The organism is Bacteroidota bacterium, from assembly GCA_016721765.1.
Classification (GTDB): Bacteria; Bacteroidota; Bacteroidia; order UBA4408; family UBA4408; genus UBA4408.
The window spans coordinates 347,962-369,687 of sequence record JADKHO010000004.1; the positions used below are offsets into that span (position 1 = coordinate 347,962).

Sequence of the window (21,726 nt, forward strand, 5' to 3'; positions counted from 1 at the left end):
TAAACTAACTATTTTCGAAAATCGTTATGGAGGTAAACCCGTGTGGCAGCAAATGTTGTATCCAAATGGTAATGAGAAGGAACATTACTGTTATATGCAGCTAAAGCATCTTTCATAAAATATTCATTTGAGCCGGTGGCTATTGTATCGCATGGACAATTCTTTTCGAATATAATAGCTTGGTTTCCGCTTGTATATAAAGTGATTCCATACTCCAAAAGAAAATCAAACTTTAAATCCGCATCCGATTTTAAAGCCGGAAAGGGTTCGTATTTATTGCCAACCACAATGTACTTATTTGCAACATAGGTGGATAAATCTATACCAATCTTCTTTACTCCCTTTTGCAACAAATACTCCATTGCCTGTTCTCCCCCCTTTTTCACATTTTGATAATTGCTATTATTCTCACGATTTGCTAATGAGCGCGCATCGTTAGCAAATGTTAGTGCTTGTGGCAACATACATGCGAAAATCACGAGTGAAACTAATTTGAGTTGTTTCTTCACTACACCCTCTAATAAAGCAGCACCGGCAATTGTCGAAAGACATACTCCCACAAACATATAATGTGGCCAAATACGTTTCGTTAAAATAAAAATGAGCAGCAATTGCACCAAACCCAAGCCTAATAATAAATGCGCATTGGAAATTTTTTTACATTTTATTAAATAATAGATAGCAAGTGCTGCAAGTCCGAGTATTGCAATGCTGATAATTATGGAGTGAATAGCGTAATACTCATGCAGCAATTTATTCATCCAGGTTAAGCCATTTATACTTTTATCATCATAGGATTTTGTTGCCGAACCAAATGCTTGAGAAATATACGACTGCAAAAACAGGCGCTTTACCGGTGCCAGAAACAAACAAGGAATGCACAATAAGAAACCCAGCAAAGTGTAGAGCACCGAAATAGAAAACTCCTTTATTTTTAGTGCAAATCGAAATTTTTGTTCCGAATAAAAAAGAGGAAGTACAAAAAGTATAGGTATTAATGGAAGCACAGAAATTTTACATCCATAAGCGAAACCTAACCAAATAAAGTGCCTTCCAAAAGACCAATTGTTCTTGATAAATCCGCGCAGAAACAAGGCTAAAAAAAGCAATACAAAAGGTTCAGGTTTGGGAATAAAACTAAAGTAGATAAAATAAGGTGAAACTAAAATAAAAACCAAAGTCATCAGCCGCAGCAAGGCATCCTTAATAAAAAGTGTAATCAACAAATGAATAGAGAGCAGTAATACAAAAAAATGGCAAAGTCGTGTTGCCATTACCTGCCCTTCGATGCCCCAAATTTTGTCGGGAATAAACGATACGAGCGCATCTGTCCACATCATCACCCTGCCATAAAATAAAGTGCTCCCGCTAATTACCGAAAACACAAAATGCTTGGCATCACCTGGATGCAAAAGTGCATTCACATCGAGCAAAGCAATACGCTCATCAAATTGACTGTATTTATCTCCAACGTAACTAGTACCCGATTTGCATGCTGAAGTGTAATAAAATGCAAACCCAATCGAAATAATGATTGCAATTCCATATCCTATTTTATAGAACTTATCCATGCTTTAATTTTTTGCGCATTTCAAATACATAAGCAAAAATTCGCTTGATTAATTTTATGCGCGTTTTTACACTAGAACCGCTGCCTCCCTTTGCTTCTCCAAACTGACGCGGCAAAAAGAAAACAGGAATTTCCAATATGCTTCCTTGCTTTTTGGCGTGGTATAAAAAATATAAATCAAATGAAAAATCCTTCGGACAGTCAGACTTAATTCTTTCGTAAAAAGCACGCGAAAACAATTTTGGTTGTGCATTAATTTCGGTCAATCGTGTCCCCAAAGCCATGGATGACAATACCCCCATTCCCCATGAAAAAAATGCTTCACTAACTCTTCTGTTTTTTCGAAATCCTTTCACTAAAACAGGTGTTGGTGTTGAACTTTTATATACTTCCCAAGCGCGTATTACATCTTTGGGATCGGTTTGCAAATCGGCATGTGTCCACGACAACATGGGGGCCGTAGCTTGCTCTAAGCCACTATTAATACCAAAACCATATCCCAGGTTTTTTACCACATGCACCAATTTAAAATTTTTTTCTGGACGGCTTTTCAGTTGCTCTTCAAATACTTCAGCTGAATTATCAGTACTCCCATTATCCACCAAAATAATTTCCACATCTTTATGTTTGGCCAACAATTCATCAAATTGAGCAAAGATGTGCGGCAGATTTAATACCTCATTGTAACAAGGTACAACAATCGATAGCTGAGCGGCCATTAGTATTTCTTTTTATACGGGTGAAATGGCATATCGCTAAAAAAATCTTCCCAATAGTTAAATGTTTCATAATCATCCGGAACACCCCAACCAATATAGTGCTTGAGCTCAAACACTTTTGCTTTGAATCCCATCTCAATTAAATCGGTGAAACATTCATCCACATAAAACTCGTTATTTATTCTGCGGTTTTGAGCAATCATACGCTCCGCAGCTTCCACAAAATATTTACCCTTCTTAAACCAAAAAGCCCCCACCAAAGCATGATTGTTCATGGGATCGGGCATGTCGTGTTTTACCAACATTTTAGTGATGACATTATTCTCATCCACTTTTGTCCAGCCATGCGCTTTCGGATTTGCTAAAACTATCGGGTTGTTGCGGAAAGTAAAGATGATAGCATCGCATTCGCTTTTTACTTTTTCAAATTCGGCGGTATCGTAAACCATACCATTATCGCTTGCTCCAATGGTTAACTCTTCATCGTTGTTGATTAATTCCTTTGCCAACAAACAGGTACTGGCTTGACCTTCGGTTAGTCCTGTTACTGTTACAATTTGGCAATCCGGCAATTGTTCCTTCAATGCTTTGTCTATTGCATATTCCTGAATGTGTTCGGTGCGGACCACAAAAATGGGTTTACCTTTTCCGGGCAACATGTTGTAGGCAGATATTACCATTGGTTTGCCAAATACCGGCAAAAGTGGTTTGGGAGTTGTGTATCCTTTAATGGCAAAGCGACTTCCTGCGCCGGCCATGGGTATAAGTGTTATCATTTTGCTAGTTCAATAAAAATATCCGACCATTGTTTATATTCTCCCATATCTGATGGAGTTCCCCACTGACAAAAATGAGGCACATCGCTATACACCACTGTTTTTAAGCCATCGCGATACATAAGGTTGTATACCAGACTCACAAAATATTCGTCATACATGGTAATTTTTTTCTCCATTAACTCTGTAAAATATTTTTTCACATCGCTGCCGCGTTTGAAATAGTAAGTACCAACTGAATGATAATCTTTTGTTTTATCGGGCACATAAGAATGCTTTTCGCGAATTTCAGTCATTAAATGATTTTCATCCAATTTACACACCGCGTATAAATTATGCGGATGCAGCAAATGCGGGTGAAATCCGGTATAGCAAACGATGCTTCCATCGCAATCCGTTTGAATCATTTTATTTCTGAAATGATTGTAATCCCATTGCATAAAAAAATCACAGTAATTATAAATTACGGGCTCATCGTCTTTCAATAAATGAAAGGCCTTTGTGGCGGTATGCACCGGGCCTAATTTATGCGGTTCGCAAGGAACAATGGTTGCATTGGGGCGCACACGCATGAGCGTTTCCGCGATGTCGGTTGTTTCGAGCAAATCGGTTCGTACAATAAATATAAGCTCATCGTCACCGGGAAACATGTTCACCACGTGCTGAATCACCGGCATTCCGTTTTGAATAATAAGTGGTTTATAGGTGGTGTAACCGGCTTTAATAAAGCGGCTCCCCTGCCCACTCATCGGGATAATTATTTTCATATGAATTTAAATTGTTTTTATGACCAAAAGGAATGCACAAGTTATACTCATTAATTGGTTTGACATCACCTTAGTGCATTTCATCTGTTTTTTAAAATTGAAATTAATAGTTCGGGATAATCTGTATAAAATCGCTTAATGTTTAAATTCAAATATTCGTGCATCGCGGCAGCATCGTTAATTACAATAGCTCCAACATCAATTCCATGTGCTTGTAATTTTTTAATTTTTTCCGGATTCAAGGCTTGCCATACAAACATCAAGGCTGTAAAGTTAAATTCCTTTCCGATATAAACATCGTTCTCAAAATCAGTATTGGGAAGGCGATCCCAAAAAAGTGAAACGGTATTAGAAATCCGGCGGGCTTCAATGAGGTATTCGCAATTGAGTTCATTAAAGGCGATTTGATTTACTACTGCATGTTGCTGAGCGAGTTTAAAAACCGATTTAATGATACCATCGCATTTAGGCTGAATGGAAACAGAAGTTTCAGTGTTCTTAATTAATTCAAACACATCACTTAACAAGGGAAGCTTTTGATACGGGATTTCCTGAATGGTTTTATTCTGCGTTTCGCGAAACACTTTTCCAAAATCCAATTCACACAATTCCTTGTAAGTTGAATTGGCAATTACAACATCCAAACCGGCAACACGTTTTGCAGAAGCATCGTGTGTTACTACAATTTGTGCGTCTTTGGTGAATTGAATATCTAATTCAATATACTCACATTTTAAATCCACTGCACTTGCAAATGCAGGCATGGTATTTTCGGGAAAAATACTCATGTTGCCTCTATGGGCGGCTACTCCTTTAAACATCAAAATTAATATTCAGTAATTAAATCACTTCAAATTATCAAAAATACATTTCGCCAATAGCAATTGAATAATACCGTTGTAATCGCTCTGCCATTGCGGTTCGTAAATTCCTAATTCCTCCAATTCGGGCAATAATTCATAAGCCATCAATTCAATTGCTTCTTGTGAGATGCTGCCATTTAATTTAAGCCATTGCTTGTTGTCGGCTATAAATTCATGCGTAATGTCTAAGTCGCCATTCGCTGAAAGTTCCAGCACCAAATCATCCAACGGAATATCGTTACTGAGTGTAATTTCCAAGGCTTCCTTATCCAAATCATCGCCCACCGGAACAAAGCTAAATACGATATCAGCAAATTGTTGTTGCCCTTGAATGTACTTCTCGCTATCGCCTTCACGGTCTTTTAGTTGCTGCAACACCCCTTCGGTTGTTTTGCCTCTTTCACCCACATCCCGCTTTAATTTGCGATGTATGCGGATGCGCTCATCGGGTTTTATGAATACTTTTAAATCATATAAATCCGCCTGCGACTTTAAATAAAAGGGATGCAGACCTTCAAACATCACCAAACGATTGGATTTTATTTGAAAAGGTAAGGTAAACTCCCCATTGTTGTGATCGTATTTTTTACGCAAAACACTGTATCCGTCTTTTAGCTGGCGGATATCGCCCAAATCCTTGTGTATGTCATTTGCTTTGGGATTAAGGTGAGTGACCTTGCTCCAGTTCTCGTTGCCGCGCTCCCATTTATGCATATCATCGCCACGCACAACAGTGGTAAAATTCTTCCCAAACAATTGATCCACCAAGGTAGTAAAAGTAGATTTACCTGCGCCGGAATCTCCACCCACACCGAGTAAAAGTGGGCGTGACAAAAATTTAATTTGCTCAAAACTGCTAATCCCGTTAAGGTACAACTGTGCTAAAAAAAGTAACAACATCGACTGCATTAAAGTAAAACCAATGTTTACAATGTTGGGAGAATAACCCAAAATTGAATGGAATGACACTTCTGCGAAAGCGGGATTAATTAAGCTAAAAACTTTAAAAAAATCGGAAACCGGAGTCAGAGCAAAATAAATTATATAGGAAACACATAAGGAAGCAAAAAGCCAAATTTTTTCGGTTTGGTGCTTAATCACAAAATATATAAACAAGGGCAAAATCCAGTAATACCAGCCTTGCATGGGTGCTATCAATACGGTAAACACACCAAAACTAAACGCTAGAAACATGAGCAACAAATCTCTATTTACCCATTGAAACGAAAGCATGCGATAAATTAAAAACACCATTGCTCCTACCACTCCATAATAACCTAAGTTATTGTCGAAAGTAAATAAGGGTGTAAGTGCTTTTTGCTGCACCGGATTATTATAAACCATCTTAATAAATCCTTGAGAATTTAAAAATGGCAAATTCACCAATCCTATAGTAATCATTAAAATAGCCAAACTTTTTGCCAATTGAATGTGATTGCAGGTATTACTCTTAAAAGCATAAATAACCACAAAAGGCAATAGCAATACCATGTTGGATTTTGTTGTAATGGATAATCCAATGATGAAAAACGCAATCATCCACTTTTCCTTAAACATAAAATACAAGCCGGCAAACATAAGCGCCACGGGTATAACATCCAATTGACCATGTATATAAGTGATGTAAATCAACACAGGGTTCAACCAATAAAACAACAATACTTTGCGGTGATGTGTTTTGAGCCAGCGCAAAAGTGTAAAGAGAATAATCGTATCAAAAAATAATAGAATAATGCGAAAGGAAAAAAGGTGTAAAAATGTTACTTGATCAATACCATCGGCAATAAAAGGGGAAAGAAGCAATCGCGGAAGTGCAACAATATATAGCATTAGTGGTGGATAAGGAAATCCATCACCTACCCCATGCACACTAAAATAATCGTATGGATTAGTTCCTGTTTCTACAAAATAATTTACAAATGGAATAAATAATTTTGTAAGGTAATCGGATGCCAGAAATGTTCCCAGTACTAATTTGAGTAGTATTCCGCCATAAAACAAAGAAGAATGCAGACCTTGAATTTTGGTCTTCCCGTACTTATCGTAAAATAAATTGTTGTAAAAATTTTTCACCCGCTAAAACTACAAAAATATCTCAAAACAGAGCGCGAAATCGGTCATTCCCATGGATGATACCATTTAATTCCAAGCGCTTCCGCGCCTGCCTTATCCGCTCTTAAGCTATCGCCTATCATTATTACATCCGGTGCAGTTAAATTTAATTTTTGTAAAGCCAAGTGAAACATATCGGGTTCTGGTTTTTCTTTGCCGGCTTCTTCGGAGGAAACTAAAAACTTTATGTGTTCTCCAATCCCAAGTTTTTGAATCTTTTCAAATTGCACATCTGCTGTTAAATCCGTTACTATGGCAACCGGAAGTTGAAGTGCATGACACTTTTCGAGAAACAATTTTGCTTCCGGCAACACTTTCATGATTTCAAAAAAAGAACTCCAGTATAATTTGTAAAAAATCAAAGGGAGTTCAAAATTTGTCTTTCCTTGGAGAGATTCAAATAGGTATTGAAAATACAATAAGCGCGAATGGCAGGAGGCCTGGCCATGCAACTGATGATTGACGCGCTTCTTCATTTGATTGTACACCGCCTTAAAATCTGCAGCGGAGATACTTAGTTCATTCGTTGCCTTCTCAACACAAGCATTTAAAGCATGTTCATGACAGGGATCGTATACATAAACCGTATTATCGAGATCGAGCAAAACGCCCTTAACACCATCAAAATTTACATCCTTGAACATGCCGCAAAAGTAAAATAAAATTTCTCCTAAAGAGCAGCTCAAAATTATTTCTAGTTTTTAGAAAAAAAGCTTTGCTCGTATCAATTCGGTTATATTTGCAGCATATTCCAAAATCAATACTATGTATCCAACGATCACCGATTTATTAAAAGATTTGCTAGGCGTTACTATCCCTTTGCCCATACAAAGCTTCGGCTTTTTTGTTGCGGTGGCCTTTTTAATGGCAGCCTATTTATGGAGCAAAGAAATCATGCGCAAAGAAGTAGATGGCTTAATGAAAGCAAGCAGTCAAAAATTTTTAAAAGGCGAAGCAGCTAGCATTAGCGACTTAGTTTCTTCCGGCATAATTGGATTTATAATTGGATATAAAATACTCTATGCAATACTTAATTACAGTGCCTTTACCGATAATCCACAAGCTATCATTTTATCGTTAAAAGGGAATTTATTAGGTGGCATTTTAATCGCAGGAATTGCGGTGTACCTTAAATACAGTGAAAAGCAAAAAGCTAAGTTGGACAAGCCGGTTTGGGAAGAAGTAAAAATGCGGCCACATGAGCACGTCGGAAATATGACCATAATTGCAGCAGTGGGCGGTTTACTGGGTGCAAAAATTTTTCATAACCTCGAAAACCTGGACGATTTTATGGTAGATCCATTAGATGCTTTGCTTTCGTTTAGTGGACTTACCTGGTATGGGGGCCTTATTGTTGCAACGCTTGCACTGATGTATTATGCTAAAAAGAACAACATTTATTTTCCCCATTTAATGGATACCAGTGCACCTGCACTGATGGCGGGTTATGCGATTGGGCGAGTGGGCTGTCAGGTAGCGGGAGATGGGGATTGGGGAATTGATAACCTTGCACCAAAGCCATCCTGGATGAATTTTTTGCCTGATTGGATGTGGGCCTATCGTTATCCACACAACGTGCTAGGCGAAGGTATTCCTATTCCGGATTGTGTAGGCCATCATTGTGCGCAGCTTGCCAATCCAGTATATCCCACTCCATTTTATGAAATAATAATGTGTGGTATTTTATTTTTTGTGCTTTGGGCGATTCGCAAAAATGTAAAAACTACGGGGGTTTTGTTTTCCATTTATTTAATCTTTAATGGTGCGGAGCGTTTTCTAATCGAACAAATTAGAGTAAACTCAGAGTACCATATTTTTGGGCATGGCGTTACCCAAGCGCAGATTATATCTACACTGCTTTTCATTACCGGCTTTTATGGGATTTATTATTTTAAAAAGAAGGCCCAACCGAATTTATAACACGAAAATAAATCTTTGTTCTTTGAACTAATTACCTTGTACTGATAATATGAACCTGCAAGAAATAACATTGTCCGTTTGTGCGCTTACCAAGCAAGTTGGTGCGTTCATCCTAAGCGAAAAAGGTAAGTTAAAGAGCGGAGGAATTGAAGTCAAAGGCCTTAACGATTTTGTAACGCATGTGGATAAGACTTCCGAGCGAATGCTTATTGAAGGCCTATCCAAACTCATTCCGGAAAGTGGTTTTATTGCTGAGGAAAATACTTCTGATAAAAAAGGGGCGCATTACAATTGGATTATTGACCCTTTAGATGGTACCACAAACTTTATTCATTCCGTACCTTGCTTTTGCATCAGTATTGCGCTCATGCGCGATGATAAACTCGTTGCTGGGGTGGTGCATGAATTAAATTTAGATGAATGCTTTTACGCTTGGGAAAATAGTGATGCCTTTATGAATGGCTCAAAAATTTCAGTGTCTACTGCTCCCACTTTGAAGGATTCCTTATTAGCAACTGGGTTTCCTTATTATGATTACAGCCGATTAGACGATTACATGGATTTGTTTAAACATTTTATGCAGCATTCTCATGGCTTGCGCAGACTAGGTTCTGCTGCCGCTGATTTGGCTTATGTGGCCTGTGGACGATTTGAAGGCTTTTATGAATATTGCTTAAAACCTTGGGATGTTGCCGCAGGTGCTTTTATAGTGCAACAAGCCGGAGGAAAAGTTACCGATTTTAAAGGTGGAGATAATTATTTGTTTGGACAGGAAATTGTGAGTGGGAATGGGTTGATGTTTGAGGAGTTTTTGGCGTCAGTAAAGCAATTTATGAAAGAAAAATAAGCAAGCACTGTATTGAAAACAAAAACAACTGCACTAATTTTCATTTTGCTATTGAGTTCCATGTTGATAACATACGCCCAAAAAGGATTTAAATTGGGAATAATGGGTGGTCCACAATTAACAGGAATCAAAGGATTAGCTGTTGAAAAGTTGAGAACATTTAATTGGAATGCAGGAATGAATGTAGGCTATTCATTTACAGAAAGAAGATCCATTTCACTTGGGCTCTGCTATTCATCACAAGGGCAGCGTTATAAACTTAACTATTTAAATGCAATTTTTATCTCTACAGGTTTAATTGCTGAAAATGAAACGTATTATCAACACTTAAATTTTCTCAAAATTCCATTACTATTCAATTATAAAAGTAATACCACCCAACGAATTGCCTATTATGGAAGTATTGGACCGGAATTAACGTACCTTTCTAAAGCAACACTTAATTTTGTTCACGCCAATCTATCTAAGGATGTTTCATTCGCTTACAAAAAAACAAATTTAGGAATTGCAGCAGGGTTCGGTATTTCAATAAAATTAAATGAAAATGTGCAAATACTTACCGGAATGCATTTCAGTCACGATCTGCTCAAAGCAAGTACTTTTTTTACCGAAAAACTCTATAATTTTACTGAAGGAGTTGAATTTGGTTTAGTATATCAATTCAATAAAAAGAAAGAATAAGCGTCAAAGAATTTATTAAACCACCAATTTCTTAAATCGAATTCTTTTCGGCTCCACATCCCCCATTCGTTTCTTCTTGTTTTCTTCGTATTCGGTATAGCCACCTTCAAAATAATATATTTTTGAATCTCCCTCAAAGGCAAGAATATGCGTACACACACGATCCAAAAACCAACGGTCGTGGGAAATAATTACAGCACATCCGGCAAAATTTTCTAACCCTTCTTCCAAGGCCCGCAAGGTGTTCACATCAATATCGTTGGTAGGCTCATCCAATAAAATAACGTTCCCCTCTGCCTTTAAAGCCATCGCTAAATGCAAACGGTTACGCTCTCCACCGGAAAGTATGCCACATTTTTTTCCCTGATCAGCCCCATTAAAGTTAAAACGCGAAACATAGGCGCGAGAATTAATTGTCTTTCCTCCCATTTCAATCACCTCGTTTCCACCGGTAATGTTTTCCCAAACTGTTTTATTGGGATCAATTTCGTTGTGCGACTGATCTACATAACTCAATTTTACGGTGTCACCCACTTTAAATTCTCCGGCATCGGGAGCCAGTTGTTTCATAATCATTTTAAACAAAGTGGTTTTACCCGCACCGTTTGGTCCAATAATTCCCACAATTCCTGCAGGAGGTAATTTGAAATTCAGGTTTTCATATAATAACTTATCTCCAAATGCTTTCGAAACGCCAATGGCTTCAATAACTTCATTACCTAAGCGAGGACCATTAGGAATAAAGAGCTCCAGCTTTTCTTCTTTCTGTTTCACATCTTCATTCAACATTTTATCGTAGGCAGCCAAACGTGCTTTCCCTTTTGCCTGGCGACCTTTAGCTCCTTGTCGCACCCATTCCAACTCCCGTGCTAAGGTCTTCTGACGCTTGCTTTCGGTTTTTTCTTCCATGGCCAAACGCTTTCCTTTTTGTTCCAACCAGGAGGTATAATTACCTTTCCACGGAATACCTTCACCTCTATCTAATTCTAAAATCCATCCGGCCACATTATCCAAGAAATACCTATCGTGTGTGATAGCGATTACGGTACCTGCATAACTTTGTAAGAATTGCTCCAACCAATCAATACTTTCGGCATCCAAATGGTTGGTAGGCTCATCTAACAATAAAATATCCGGCTTTTTAAGCAACAATCTGCAAAGTGCAACACGTCTTCTCTCCCCTCCACTACACACGCTAATAGGCGTATCACCTTCCGGGCAACGCAACGCATCCATGGCCCTTTCCAATTTCGTGTCTAACTCCCAAGCATCGTGCTGTTCAATTAAATCAGATACGACCGATTGGCGCGCCAGTAATTTTTCCATGGCCTCATCGCTCATGGGCTCGGCAAATTTATTGTTGATTTCTTCGTATTCCTTAAGGATATCAACCACTTCCTGCGCGCCTTCACGCACAATTTCCATCACTGTTTTGCTTTCATCCAATTGCGGCTCTTGCTCCAAGTAGCCTACAGTATAACCCGGTGAAAAGACTACATCCCCTTGAAAAGATTTTTCGACTCCTGCAATAATTTTTAACAGGGTGGATTTACCGGAACCATTTAAACCGATGATTCCAATTTTTGCTCCATAGAAAAATGAAAGGTAAATGTCTTTTAATACTTGCTTTTGAGGTGGAAAGATTTTACTCACTTTCACCATCGAAAAAATCACTTTTTTATCGTCACTCATTTTACTAGTAGAATTGTTGATTTAATGAATTATAGATTTATTGAATTGATGAGATACCTTCTTCAAAACAACTGAACTTTGCATGCTAAACTTCAGCTTCAATTTCAGGCTGCAAATTAAGCTAAAAGTTTACAATATCAGACAAAGGTTTAATCAATTATTTACCATGAAAATCAAAAGTGATACTTTTGATTTTCATGGTAAATTTAAATATACAAAAAACTAATTAAGCACCCAATTTCGCGTTGATATAGGTATTGACAAGGTCTTCCAGTACATTCATCGGAACCGGACCGGAAGTTAGTATCACATCGTGAAATTCTCGGATATCGAATTTTGTTCCCAACTTTTGCTTTGCTTTGTCACGCAGTTCCATAATTTTTAGCATCCCAATTTTATAGCCGGTCGCTTGTGAAGGCCAAACGATATAACGTTCAATCTCCTTTTTAATATCGCCTTCCGGATTTGGGGTATTGTCGTGAAAATACTGCAATGCCTTTTTACGCGTCCATTTTTTGCTGTGTATTCCGGTATCCACAACTAATCGAGCAGCGCGAAAAACCTCCATGCTTAATCTCCCAAAATCGGAATACGGATCGCTGTAAAAGCCCAATTCTTTTGGCACTAGCTCTGAGTAAAGCGCCCATCCTTCCACATAAGCCACATTGCCGCCACCTAAGCGGCGAAACTTTGGTACATCTTTTAATTCTTGTGCTATAGCAATTTGCATGTGATGACCGGGAATACCTTCATGATACGCTAACGCTTCCATTTGTGTAATTACCTGGTCATTCATGTTGTAGAGATTTATGTAATACGTGCCCGGACGTGAGCCATCCACCGCCGGTTCTTCATAAAAGGCACCTGCTGCCGATTTTTCACGAAATTTCTCCACCGGTTTTACAACAATATCTGCCTTAGGCTTGGTAAGAAAAAGCTTATCCAACTGCCCTTTCATATCTTCAATAATTTTAACCGCACGCACTCTATAAGCCTCTTTGCCTGCAGCATCATTGGCATAATAAAATTGTTTGTCGTTTCGGGTAAAGTCAAAGAAATCAGTCAAGTTATCATTTTTAAAATTCACTTTTTTCATTATCGCATGCATTTCTTCTTGAATACGCGCAACTTCCTTTAATCCGATTTCATGAATTTGATCGGCTGTTAAATCGGTGGTTGTAGTAGCCTTTAAAGCTGCATTGTAGTATGCTTCCCCGTCAGGAAATTTCCAAACGCCATCGTCTTCTGTCGCCTTTTTTTCGAGCGCTGTAATATAACTGATGAACTTTTCGTATGCCGGTTTCATTGCTGTATTCATGGCTTCGGCAGCTTGAGCATATAATTCTTGTTTTCGTTTATCATCCATTGCTTTTAATGCCGCTACTTTATTCTTAAAATCTTCATATAAAGCATTGTCTGTTTTACTCTTGTCGAATGGAAAACCGCTCAGCAAACCTTTGGCATCGTTTAAAACATATGGGAATACAAATTTGGGCGGAATAATATTTTTATCTTCTCTAATCTTCAAATTCACCAACAATTGATCAAATAATTTATCCACTCCTTTTAAGCGTGAGATATAGGATAGCGCATCTTTTTCAGAATCGATGCGGTGAAAATTAATTAAGAACGAAGGCACATCATTATGCAAGCCATCCATTTGATTGATTGGATAATTATGAAATCTCCATTTAAAATTTTCGATCTCTTGCATGCTTTGACGTTCAAAAAGCTTGTAACTTATTTTTCCTTGGGCATCCAACTTTTCGAAATTTATCTGCTTTTTCATTTCGGTTAAATCAGCAGTAGTAATTTCAATATCCTTTTGCGCTGCCGAATCAGTTAAATCATTCCATTTATCGTAATCCTTTTTAATTCCTAAACGTGTCTGCATTTGAGGATTGCGATCTACATAGGCGTCAAAAACCTTATCAAAAAAAGTGTTTGCTTTTTTTGTTTCATCACTAATTTCTTCCTTGCTGTATAGGACTTGGCTATCCTTATCATTTGCTGAAGGGGTAGAATTTGTACAAGCTGAAAGCAGTGCTAAAAGCCCTAAAAATGGGATTGAAAGTTGTTTTGAATTCATCTTACTAATTTAATTGTGAGTTCTTATCGAAGAGTTCAAATGTAATGAAATCAAATAATTAAGGAAACAGTATAGCGGTGTAAAAACAAAATTATGAAGTAACTTTGAACTTCATTCTTAGCCATGGATAGTTTGCAACGCATTTTAACGGAAGACGGGTCACACACCCTTTTGAATACAAAACTTCAAGAGCAATACCATAGTAAACACGGGGCTATTCAGGAATCGCTTCACGTATTTATACGAATGGGATTGGATATCATCATTCAACAAAAAAATGTGATTTCTATTTTAGAAATTGGATTTGGAACCGGCCTCAATGCCTATCTTACCTTGCTGGAAGGCGCGCACAATAATGTTGCAATTACCTATACAACTATAGAAACATTTCCAATCGACACAAAAGTAGCGCTAGAACTCAATTACCCTCAACAGGTGCTAAACAAAACCCATGATAAGCTGTTTGAACAATTGCATGAAGAAAAATGGAATGAATTAATTGCAATAACCGACCAATTCAAATTGCTTAAACTCAACACCACTCTTGAAAAATTTGAAAGCAATCAACTTTACGATTTAATTTATTTCGATGCTTTTTCACCAAAAACTCAACCGGAAATGTGGACTGTGGAACAATTTTCAAAGCTATTTCACTACATGAATAACGGTGCTTTGCTGGTTACTTATTGTGCAAAAGGTGAAGTAAAAAGAGCTTTAAAAAGTGCCGGCTTTAAAGTTATTGGCATGCCCGGCCCTCCCGGAAAGCGAGAAATGACGGTAGCTATTAAGGATTAAGGAATATGGATTTAGGATTTAGGATTTAGGAATAAGGATTTTGGAATAAGGATTTAGGAATAAGGATTTTGGAATAAGGATTTTGGATTGGGGAAGTTTAAAGCTAATTCGTTTGATGATTTATCATTTTGATTAAAAAAATAAATAGTGCAGGGCATTGGTAAAATTTGATAGGAAAAGAAATTTTGAAAAAGATGTATAACATTCGCGTTTATGGGCTATTGGTAAATGAGCAGCAAGAAGTGCTTGTTTCGGATGAATTCCGTATGGGCATGAATATGACGAAATTCCCGGGGGGCGGTTTGGAGGCAGGTGAAGGCCTTATTGATTGCCTGAAAAGAGAATGGCAAGAAGAATTAAATGCAACAATAGAAATAGAAAAGCATTTTTACACGACCGATTATTACGTTAAATCAGCATTCAATTCAGCGCAATTAATCAGTGTGTATTACCTTATTAAAACAAGTAACGCATTAACAGTAAAAATCTCAAAACGTGCTTTCGATTTTGATGAAATAAAAGATGGTGCACAACAGTTTCGTTGGATAAAAATAAAGTCTTTAAAAGAAACAGATTTCACTTTCCCAATTGATAAACGCGTTGCCGAAATGCTTAAAAATAATTTGTGATTACCAAATTTTTACCCGCACACTATCTGCACGATACATCGCATCTCCTGGCTTCACATTAAAGGCAGTATAAAACTCCGAAATATCGCTCAAGGGTCCATTTACGCGATATTTAGCAGGTGAGTGTACGTCTGTCATAATCCGTTTTGCCACTTCCTCATTTCTTCGCTGACTCATCCAAGCAAAAGCATAAGCCAAAAAGAAGCGTTGTTCAGCACTGTATCCATTTTTTATTGCATTCGCAGCTCCTTCCTTCGTTTTCTTAAAAGCTTCATAACCCATAACTACTCCTCCTAAATCGGCCAAATTTTCGCCCAAGGTATTTAATCCCCGCAAATGAATGGTATCAAGCATTACATACTCATCGTATTGTTTTACCATGAGTTGTGTGCGGGCTTTAAAATTTGCACGATCTTCTGTGCTCCACCAATCATTTAAATTGCCATTCTCATCATACAAGCTACCTTCATCATCAAATCCATGTGTTATCTCGTGCCCGAAAGTGGAACCGCCAATTATCCCATACAGTATTGCATCCTCCGGCATTTCATTTTTTGAGTAGCCCGGTACCAATATATTGCAAGCCGGAATAACAATTTCATTGTTGCTTGGATTGTAATAAGCATTATACATTTGAGGAGTCATGTGCCACTCGGTGCGATCAACAGGTTTTCCATATTTGGCGGCCATTTGCTTGAAATTCCATGCCTTCACATTTAAAATATTTTTAGTAAATGAACTTCTATCAATACTTAAGTCCGAATAATCCTTCCATTTATCGGGATAACCAATTTTCATGGAAACCGTGCTCAATTTTTTTAATGCTTTTTCCTTTGTAGCCTCTCCCATCCAATCGCATTTTTTAATGCGTTCGCGGTATACATCCATAATATTGTTGCCGATTTCAACCAGCTTTTCCTTGGAGTTTGGAGGCAGATACTTAGCTACATATTCTTGTCCAACAAGCTCTCCCAAGGATTTATCGGTCGTTTCAACTGCTCTTTGCCAACGCGGCTTTTGTTCCTTGTTACCGGATAGCTTTTGGGTGTAAAAAAGAAAATCTTCGAATTCAAAATTACTGCTTAAATAAGGTGCATAATTTGAAATTAAATTCCACTTAAAATATATTTTAAAATCTTCAATCGCTGTTTTTTTGAGAATCGTTTCGAGGTTCTTAAAAAACTCCGGTTGACCCACATTAAGTGTATCGGCGTTGGCTATTCCCATGTTGCTAAGCATACTATTCCAATCAAGTGAAGGAGTTGTTTTGCTTAAAGCGGCAACCGACATTTTATTGTAATTTTTAAATGGATCGCGCAAGGCCTCCATTTTACGGCTTCCATTGGCCAAAGCAGTTTCAATGTTAAGTATAGATTTCACATTTTGCTTTGCTTTTGCCTCTGTTTCGCCCGCTAAAACAAACATTTTTTCAGCGTGTTCAGTATAGGCTTTTCTAATTTCCAAGGTGCGTGGATCTGTATTTGTATAATAATCACGTTCCGGTAATCCCAATCCACCTTGAGTAAGCAGAATAATCATTTTTGAACTTATCTTTTCATCCTGACGTACATCTAAATCAAAAAGCACTCCGACTCCAATTTGGTGCAGCTTAGCGGCTTCCTTTAGAACGGATTTTATATCACTCATCTGATCAATTCTATCCAGTTCCTCTTTTAAATCCTTTATTCCATTCTTATTGATGCTAGCGGTATCCAGAGCACTATAAAACAAATCTCCAATTTTTTGTTGGTTACTCCCTTTTGGAGCAGCTGTATTTGCCGCAGACTTTTCGCAAATTTCACGAACTGCAGAATTCACCGAATCCTGAATAATTAAGAATATTCCATTACTGGATTCAGCAGCAGGTATTGGGTTTTGTTTAAACCATTTACCATTCGCAAATTCAAAAAAATCGGTAGCGGGCGAAATAAGTGTATCAATGTGATCTGTTAGCGGATCTTTTTGTTGCGCACTTGATTTACTTTCGGAGCCGGAATTAGAACAGGAAGTTAGCATTAGTGAAAAGCCTGCGCAAATCAAGCAATTCCATAAAATATTTTTCATACGGATTTTTTTTTGAAACGTAAATTTAGCTTTTAATTCAAATGTAGAAGTACTTCTACATTAATTCAGCAAGTAAAAACCTAAATATTACACTTTTAACCGTAATTTTTTTATCCTTGTTCACAAATCTAATTCCGTTATGCTATTTCGTGCGCTCTTAATTATCCTTGTATTGCATATTTCTAGCCTTACAAGTTTTGCAAAAGTTACTTTTTGTAAAGGATATTATATTACTTTAAACGGTGATTCTGTTTCTTGCACTTTCACCATTCCCACCGACAGAAGTATTAATATTCCGATCTATCTTGAACTTCAAAAAAGTGTTATTGCTATAGTTGAATCCACTCAAAAAAAGCAACGCTTTAAGCCGAAACAACTAAAAAAATACGCTTTTACTTTTGATACCCTGAATCTTGAATTTGAGAGCATACCCTTTGGAAAGAAAAATGCGAAAATATTTGTAAAAAAAAGCGTTTCAGGTTACCTCAGCATTTATGAATATTATTCAGAAAACGAGGTCCGCCCACAGAATTTTGGTTCAGGAATGGTTTTCGCACCTTATAACAGAAGCTATGTTGGTGGTCCCACTTACGCGCATATTGGCATTTATCAAAATTTTTTGATGCAAAAGCGAGGAGCGCTGATGGTGTTTATTGATGGGTTAAATTTTAAAGCAGAAATGTCGAACTACTTTACGGATGCTCCTGAAATTGCGGCCAAAATTAAAGAAGGACAGTATACTAAAAAGTTGATTAAGAAAATTGGAGAGGATTACAATTTAAAGTATTCCAAGTAAGCTGCATTAAAATTTACAAGCTATTAAAAAGTTGGAGGTAATGATTTTTATTTGCTTCCACTGAGTACTTTTCAACTACACTTTTTCGACCTTGTAATCCAATACCAGAGCGAAGTTCAGGAGATTCAATGAGTCGGCTTAATTTTGCTACCCATTCGTTATCGTCCTGTGCAAGAAAACCATTTTCACCATCCTTAATAATCTCTGAATTTACGCCAACCGGACTCATTATGGTGGGGATTCCAAGCGACATATATTGTAAGCCTTTTAAACCGCATTTTCCACTTGCCCACTCATCATCCGGCAAAGGCATAATACCAATATCAATTTCGGCTAAGTCATTTATTTCACTCGCCTTCTTCCAAGGAAGACCAGCAATATTAAGCTCTTTATGCTTAAAGCTTCCGTCGCCAATTACTTTAAAGTAAATTTTATCCCCATACTTTTTCTTCAATAACAACAAAGCACCCACCACATATTGAAAATGTTGTATGGTGGTTACACTCCCACTCCATCCAATGCAAACGGTGTCTTTGGGCTTTTGATTTTCTTTTACAAAATAATATTCGGCGGTATCGATGGTGGTTGGTATGATAGTAACATTTTTATTAAAACGGAGAGCGTAGTCGGCTAAGTATTGATTCCCGGCGACCACGCAATTAGCCATTTGAATGATGTGCGAGGTTTTAGATGGATTTTTTAAAAAGGACCAAAGTTTATTTTTGTCCGATACATTCTGAAGCCAGATGCTATCGTCAAAATCAAAAATGAGTTTGCATTTGTTGCGAAAAAGTTTTTCGAAATAGGCGCTGCCTAGCATAAAACATTCGCGTTGCACAAAAACTATCGTATCCTTTTTTGTAGAGCGATATTTTGAGTACAGTTTAAAAACACTTGTAATCAAAATTTTAATTTTACCCAAGGCATTGTGCGAATAAAATAGCTTATCGTCTCGCTCATTGAGTAAATAAAAATGTTCCACTAAAAAACCATTCGCTTGAAGAAATTCCAAGTATTGTTCAAATCGAAAACGCTGACTGGGAGAGCGATCGGGGCGATGGAGGGTAAGGAATAAAATACTTTTCACAACGCTCAATTTAATCCTCTAACCAAACTGCTGGGAGCTTTTCATAAATCTCAATCTCCTTAAATTTAGGAGTTGTTTTTACTCCCATTACTTTTACCCAATCGGCCATTTTTTTTAACCCTGCTTTTAAATCGGTAAAAGAATCGTCACTTATTCCGAAAACTTGCTTCACTTTTGAGTGATCAGAATAAGCATGCAACACTTCATTACGAGCAGGTAAATAGCGCAATTCAGAAGTTATTCCCATCACTTCCATAACAGAAATGGCAAGTTCCTTAACGGTATATTCAATATCGCCACCTACATTAAATACCTGATTGTAGGCCTCCTTTACATTTACAGATTTGGCAATGTAGGGCGCCACATCCCCAATATAACTAAATGCCCGAGTTTGTCCACCATCTCCAAATACGCTCAGTGATTTACCTTGCATCAATTGATTCATAAAGATACCAACTACATTGCGGTAGCGGTCGCCAATGTTTTGAAACTCCCCATATACATTGTGTGGTCTGAAAATCACGTAATTTAAACCGAACATTTCATGCGTAGTTTTCAAATCCAATTCAACCGCAAATTTTGCCACACCATAGGGATCTTCCGGCATGGGAACAGCACTTTCACGTAAAGGTAACTCTCCTGCGCCATAAACTGCAATGGACGAGGTGAACACAAAACATTTTATTTTATGAATCACCGAAAGGTTAATGAGGTTAATACTTCCAATTAAATTATTGTTATAATTGAACCGCTTTATAAAATGACTCAATCCTTCGGCAGCGTATGCAGCCAGGTGATATACATAATCAAACTTTTGAGTTTCAAAAGCTTGGCTAAAAATTCATGGTCATAAATGCTACCTTGAATAAATGTGGCTTTAGGATTTACATATTCGGCATAGCCTCCGCTTAAATCGTCTACTACAATAACATCGTGTCCCAACTTTAGTAGTTCATTCACCACATTGGCACCAATAAATCCTGCTCCTCCCGTAACTAAACTCTTCATACTAAACTGAATTATAATTTTTGCGAATATAAATAAAAATCGAGGCTTTAAACAGGATACAGGTTGAATAGTATTGACCTATTTTAAAAGTGAGTCATAAATACCCACATATGCTTTTACCGCTTTTTGCAAACTATAAATGGCAAAACTCTTTTCGCGGATGCTTAAAGGTGTTGCTGAAATCCCTGGTTGCATGGAAGTAACTGCATCCATATAAACTGTTTGGGAAAAGGAATCCAAACAAATTCCACCATTCACTTGTTCAATAATTTCTTGCACATCTCCTACTTTTCCATTTACAATTAGCGGTATTCCCATGGCAAGTAATTCGCCCATTTTTGTAGGCGAGCTGGCTGTTTTAGAATAACTGGGCTTAATAAAAGAAATTCCCCAATCGGCTGCAGCTAATTTTTCGGGTACTTGCTTACGATTTGCAAACTCAATATAAACATCTGATGCATCAATCCCCTTTTCTTTCGCTTTTGCGAGCAAATTTTCAGTGTTTTCGCCGGTAATGAAATAAAATTTTGCTTCCGGTATTTTTGATTTCAAGGCAACAAAAAAATCAAGCATCTCATCTAATAAATACCAGGTTCCAATTGAACCAAGGTAAACAAGCACAAAATCTGAAGTTGCAAAACCGGCGTGCTTTCTAGAAATGCTTCGCATCTCGGCTGTAGCCGGAGCAAACAAATCAAAATCAGCACTACAAGGAATCACATGAATTTTTTCTTTTTGTGCAGGTCTAATATTCCATTGCTGAATTTCACGTTTTCCGGCATGCGTAAGGCTTACAATTGCAGCAGCTTGATTTACAAATGCAAGCTCTTTCTTCTTAAAAAAAGAATAGATGACTTTAAAAATAGGGTTTTTGAGACTCCAAATGTTACCTTCAATACGCTCATCTGCCCAAAAGCCACGCATATCAAACACAAAAGGGATGGAGTGCTTTTTACTAAATTCCACCCCAATCAATGAAGTTATGTAACTGCGGCAATGCACCAATTTAAATTGCTTTTGAGCATGCAGTGTATCTACCTTTCGCTTCATTTTATAAATGTCCATCAAAGTAGAAATAACCGGTGGTCGCTTGGTATAAAATAAAGGGTGCCAGTCGATGTTATGGGTTTTTAACAGCTTAGAAATGAGTCCCTCATTCTTTGAAAAAGCCTCCCTTTTCTCGCAACTAATAAGGGTTATAGCATATCCATTTTGCGCCAAACCAATTAAATAAGGAATAACCTGAGATTGACCCAAAGTATCAGTCATCCCGTCGTAGGAGATATATAACGAATTCAATTTTATTTATTC

18 protein-coding genes and 1 pseudogene are annotated in these 21,726 nt (G+C 37.5%); 6 read left to right on the plus strand and 13 right to left on the minus strand.

Annotation, left to right across the window (positions count from 1 at the left end):
* Positions 1-8 precede the first annotated feature (8 nt).
* The 7 genes from IPP32_15575 to IPP32_15605 form a co-directional block, all read right to left on the minus strand.
* On the minus strand, positions 9-1,571 hold the full coding sequence (locus IPP32_15575) for a hypothetical protein (GenBank protein ID MBL0049506.1): 1,563 nt from the start codon (positions 1,569-1,571) through the stop codon (positions 9-11).
* Positions 1,564-2,289: a glycosyltransferase family 2 protein gene (locus IPP32_15580; protein MBL0049507.1), complete on the minus strand. Its 726-nt coding sequence runs from the start codon at positions 2,287-2,289 to the stop codon at positions 1,564-1,566. The genes IPP32_15575 and IPP32_15580 overlap by 8 nt, the downstream gene beginning before the upstream one ends.
* A complete protein-coding gene (locus IPP32_15585) occupies positions 2,289-3,065 on the minus strand; it encodes a nucleotidyltransferase (GenBank protein MBL0049508.1) in 777 nt (258 codons plus the stop codon). The genes IPP32_15580 and IPP32_15585 overlap by 1 nt, the downstream gene beginning before the upstream one ends.
* Entirely contained in the window at positions 3,062-3,832 is a 771-nt protein-coding gene (locus tag IPP32_15590) for an NTP transferase domain-containing protein (protein MBL0049509.1), read from the minus strand. Before IPP32_15590 ends, IPP32_15585 begins: the two co-directional genes overlap by 4 nt.
* An 80-nt stretch (positions 3,833-3,912) precedes the next feature.
* Positions 3,913-4,653 carry a hypothetical protein gene (locus tag IPP32_15595; GenBank protein ID MBL0049510.1) on the minus strand — a complete coding sequence of 247 codons (741 nt, stop codon included), beginning with the start codon at positions 4,651-4,653 and terminating at the stop codon, positions 3,913-3,915.
* Positions 4,654-4,677: 24 nt separating this feature from the next.
* Positions 4,678-6,768 carry a hypothetical protein gene (locus tag IPP32_15600; GenBank protein MBL0049511.1) on the minus strand — a complete coding sequence of 697 codons (2,091 nt, stop codon included), beginning with the start codon at positions 6,766-6,768 and terminating at the stop codon, positions 4,678-4,680.
* 44 nt (positions 6,769-6,812) lie between these two features.
* Positions 6,813-7,451: an HAD family hydrolase gene (locus tag IPP32_15605; protein ID MBL0049512.1), complete on the minus strand. Its 639-nt coding sequence runs from the start codon at positions 7,449-7,451 to the stop codon at positions 6,813-6,815.
* Between the two features lie 121 nt (positions 7,452-7,572).
* Between IPP32_15605 and IPP32_15610 the strand changes: the two genes are divergently transcribed.
* The 3 genes from IPP32_15610 to IPP32_15620 are packed head-to-tail and all read left to right on the plus strand — an operon-like array spanning position 7,573 to position 10,255.
* Positions 7,573-8,727, plus strand: a complete 1,155-nt coding sequence (locus IPP32_15610; protein ID MBL0049513.1) for a prolipoprotein diacylglyceryl transferase — start codon at positions 7,573-7,575, stop codon at positions 8,725-8,727.
* Positions 8,728-8,776: 49 nt separating this feature from the next.
* Positions 8,777-9,574: an inositol monophosphatase gene (locus tag IPP32_15615; GenBank protein ID MBL0049514.1), complete on the plus strand. Its 798-nt coding sequence runs from the start codon at positions 8,777-8,779 to the stop codon at positions 9,572-9,574.
* Positions 9,575-9,586: 12 nt separating this feature from the next.
* Positions 9,587-10,255 (plus strand): outer membrane beta-barrel protein, encoded by a 669-nt coding sequence (locus IPP32_15620; GenBank protein MBL0049515.1) that lies wholly within the window; start codon positions 9,587-9,589, stop codon positions 10,253-10,255.
* 15 nt (positions 10,256-10,270) lie between these two features.
* Here the strand turns inward: IPP32_15620 and ettA are convergent, their stop codons facing one another.
* Together ettA and IPP32_15630 are read right to left on the minus strand one after the other, a co-directional pair.
* Positions 10,271-11,947 carry an energy-dependent translational throttle protein EttA gene (ettA, locus tag IPP32_15625; protein ID MBL0049516.1) on the minus strand — a complete coding sequence of 559 codons (1,677 nt, stop codon included), beginning with the start codon at positions 11,945-11,947 and terminating at the stop codon, positions 10,271-10,273.
* A gap of 226 nt (positions 11,948-12,173) precedes the next feature.
* On the minus strand, positions 12,174-14,036 hold the full coding sequence (locus tag IPP32_15630; GenBank protein ID MBL0049517.1) for a DUF885 domain-containing protein: 1,863 nt from the start codon (positions 14,034-14,036) through the stop codon (positions 12,174-12,176).
* A gap of 132 nt (positions 14,037-14,168) precedes the next feature.
* Between IPP32_15630 and mnmD the strand changes: the two genes are divergently transcribed.
* Positions 14,169-14,831, plus strand: coding sequence for a tRNA (5-methylaminomethyl-2-thiouridine)(34)-methyltransferase MnmD (mnmD, locus tag IPP32_15635; protein MBL0049518.1), 663 nt, complete (start codon positions 14,169-14,171; stop codon positions 14,829-14,831).
* Between the two features lie 194 nt (positions 14,832-15,025).
* Positions 15,026-15,460: an NUDIX hydrolase gene (locus tag IPP32_15640; protein MBL0049519.1), complete on the plus strand. Its 435-nt coding sequence runs from the start codon at positions 15,026-15,028 to the stop codon at positions 15,458-15,460.
* Here IPP32_15640 and IPP32_15645 read toward each other — a convergent pair whose 3' ends face one another.
* Positions 15,461-17,524 carry a M13 family metallopeptidase gene (locus IPP32_15645; protein MBL0049520.1) on the minus strand — a complete coding sequence of 688 codons (2,064 nt, stop codon included), beginning with the start codon at positions 17,522-17,524 and terminating at the stop codon, positions 15,461-15,463.
* Between the two features lie 139 nt (positions 17,525-17,663).
* On the opposite strand from IPP32_15645, the gene IPP32_15650 reads away from it, so the two are divergent.
* Complete coding sequence (locus IPP32_15650) at positions 17,664-18,320, plus strand: hypothetical protein (protein MBL0049521.1); 657 nt, start codon at positions 17,664-17,666, stop codon at positions 18,318-18,320.
* A 13-nt stretch (positions 18,321-18,333) separates the two neighbouring features.
* On the opposite strand, the gene IPP32_15655 is transcribed toward IPP32_15650, so the two are convergent.
* From IPP32_15655 to IPP32_15665, 3 genes and pseudogenes are all read right to left on the minus strand, one after another.
* Complete coding sequence (locus tag IPP32_15655) at positions 18,334-19,407, minus strand: glycosyltransferase family 4 protein (GenBank protein ID MBL0049522.1); 1,074 nt, start codon at positions 19,405-19,407, stop codon at positions 18,334-18,336.
* Between the two features lie 10 nt (positions 19,408-19,417).
* Positions 19,418-20,415 (minus strand): annotated as a pseudogene (locus tag IPP32_15660) (NAD-dependent epimerase/dehydratase family protein).
* Between the two features lie 78 nt (positions 20,416-20,493).
* Positions 20,494-21,714, minus strand: a complete 1,221-nt coding sequence (locus IPP32_15665) for a glycosyltransferase (GenBank protein ID MBL0049523.1) — start codon at positions 21,712-21,714, stop codon at positions 20,494-20,496.
* Positions 21,715-21,726 lie beyond the last annotated feature (12 nt).

Bases quoted from the DNA above. Each gene is read 5' to 3' on its own strand.
- IPP32_15575 (MBL0049506.1), bottom strand. From the start codon at position 1,571: ATGGATAAGTTCTATAAAATAGGATATGGAATTGCAATCATTATTTCG.
- IPP32_15580 (MBL0049507.1), bottom strand. From the start codon at position 2,289: ATGGCCGCTCAGCTATCGATTGTTGTACCTTGTTACAATGAGGTATTA.
- IPP32_15585 (MBL0049508.1), bottom strand. From the start codon at position 3,065: ATGATAACACTTATACCCATGGCCGGCGCAGGAAGTCGCTTTGCCATT.
- IPP32_15590 (MBL0049509.1), bottom strand. From the start codon at position 3,832: ATGAAAATAATTATCCCGATGAGTGGGCAGGGGAGCCGCTTTATTAAA.
- IPP32_15595 (MBL0049510.1), bottom strand. From the start codon at position 4,653: ATGTTTAAAGGAGTAGCCGCCCATAGAGGCAACATGAGTATTTTTCCC.
- IPP32_15605 (MBL0049512.1), bottom strand. From the start codon at position 7,451: ATGTTCAAGGATGTAAATTTTGATGGTGTTAAGGGCGTTTTGCTCGAT.
- IPP32_15610 (MBL0049513.1), top strand. From the start codon at position 7,573: ATGTATCCAACGATCACCGATTTATTAAAAGATTTGCTAGGCGTTACT.
- IPP32_15615 (MBL0049514.1), top strand. From the start codon at position 8,777: ATGAACCTGCAAGAAATAACATTGTCCGTTTGTGCGCTTACCAAGCAA.
- ettA (MBL0049516.1), bottom strand. From the start codon at position 11,947: ATGAGTGACGATAAAAAAGTGATTTTTTCGATGGTGAAAGTGAGTAAA.
- IPP32_15630 (MBL0049517.1), bottom strand. From the start codon at position 14,036: ATGAATTCAAAACAACTTTCAATCCCATTTTTAGGGCTTTTAGCACTG.
- IPP32_15640 (MBL0049519.1), top strand. From the start codon at position 15,026: ATGTATAACATTCGCGTTTATGGGCTATTGGTAAATGAGCAGCAAGAA.
- IPP32_15645 (MBL0049520.1), bottom strand. From the start codon at position 17,524: ATGAAAAATATTTTATGGAATTGCTTGATTTGCGCAGGCTTTTCACTA.
- IPP32_15650 (MBL0049521.1), top strand. From the start codon at position 17,664: ATGCTATTTCGTGCGCTCTTAATTATCCTTGTATTGCATATTTCTAGC.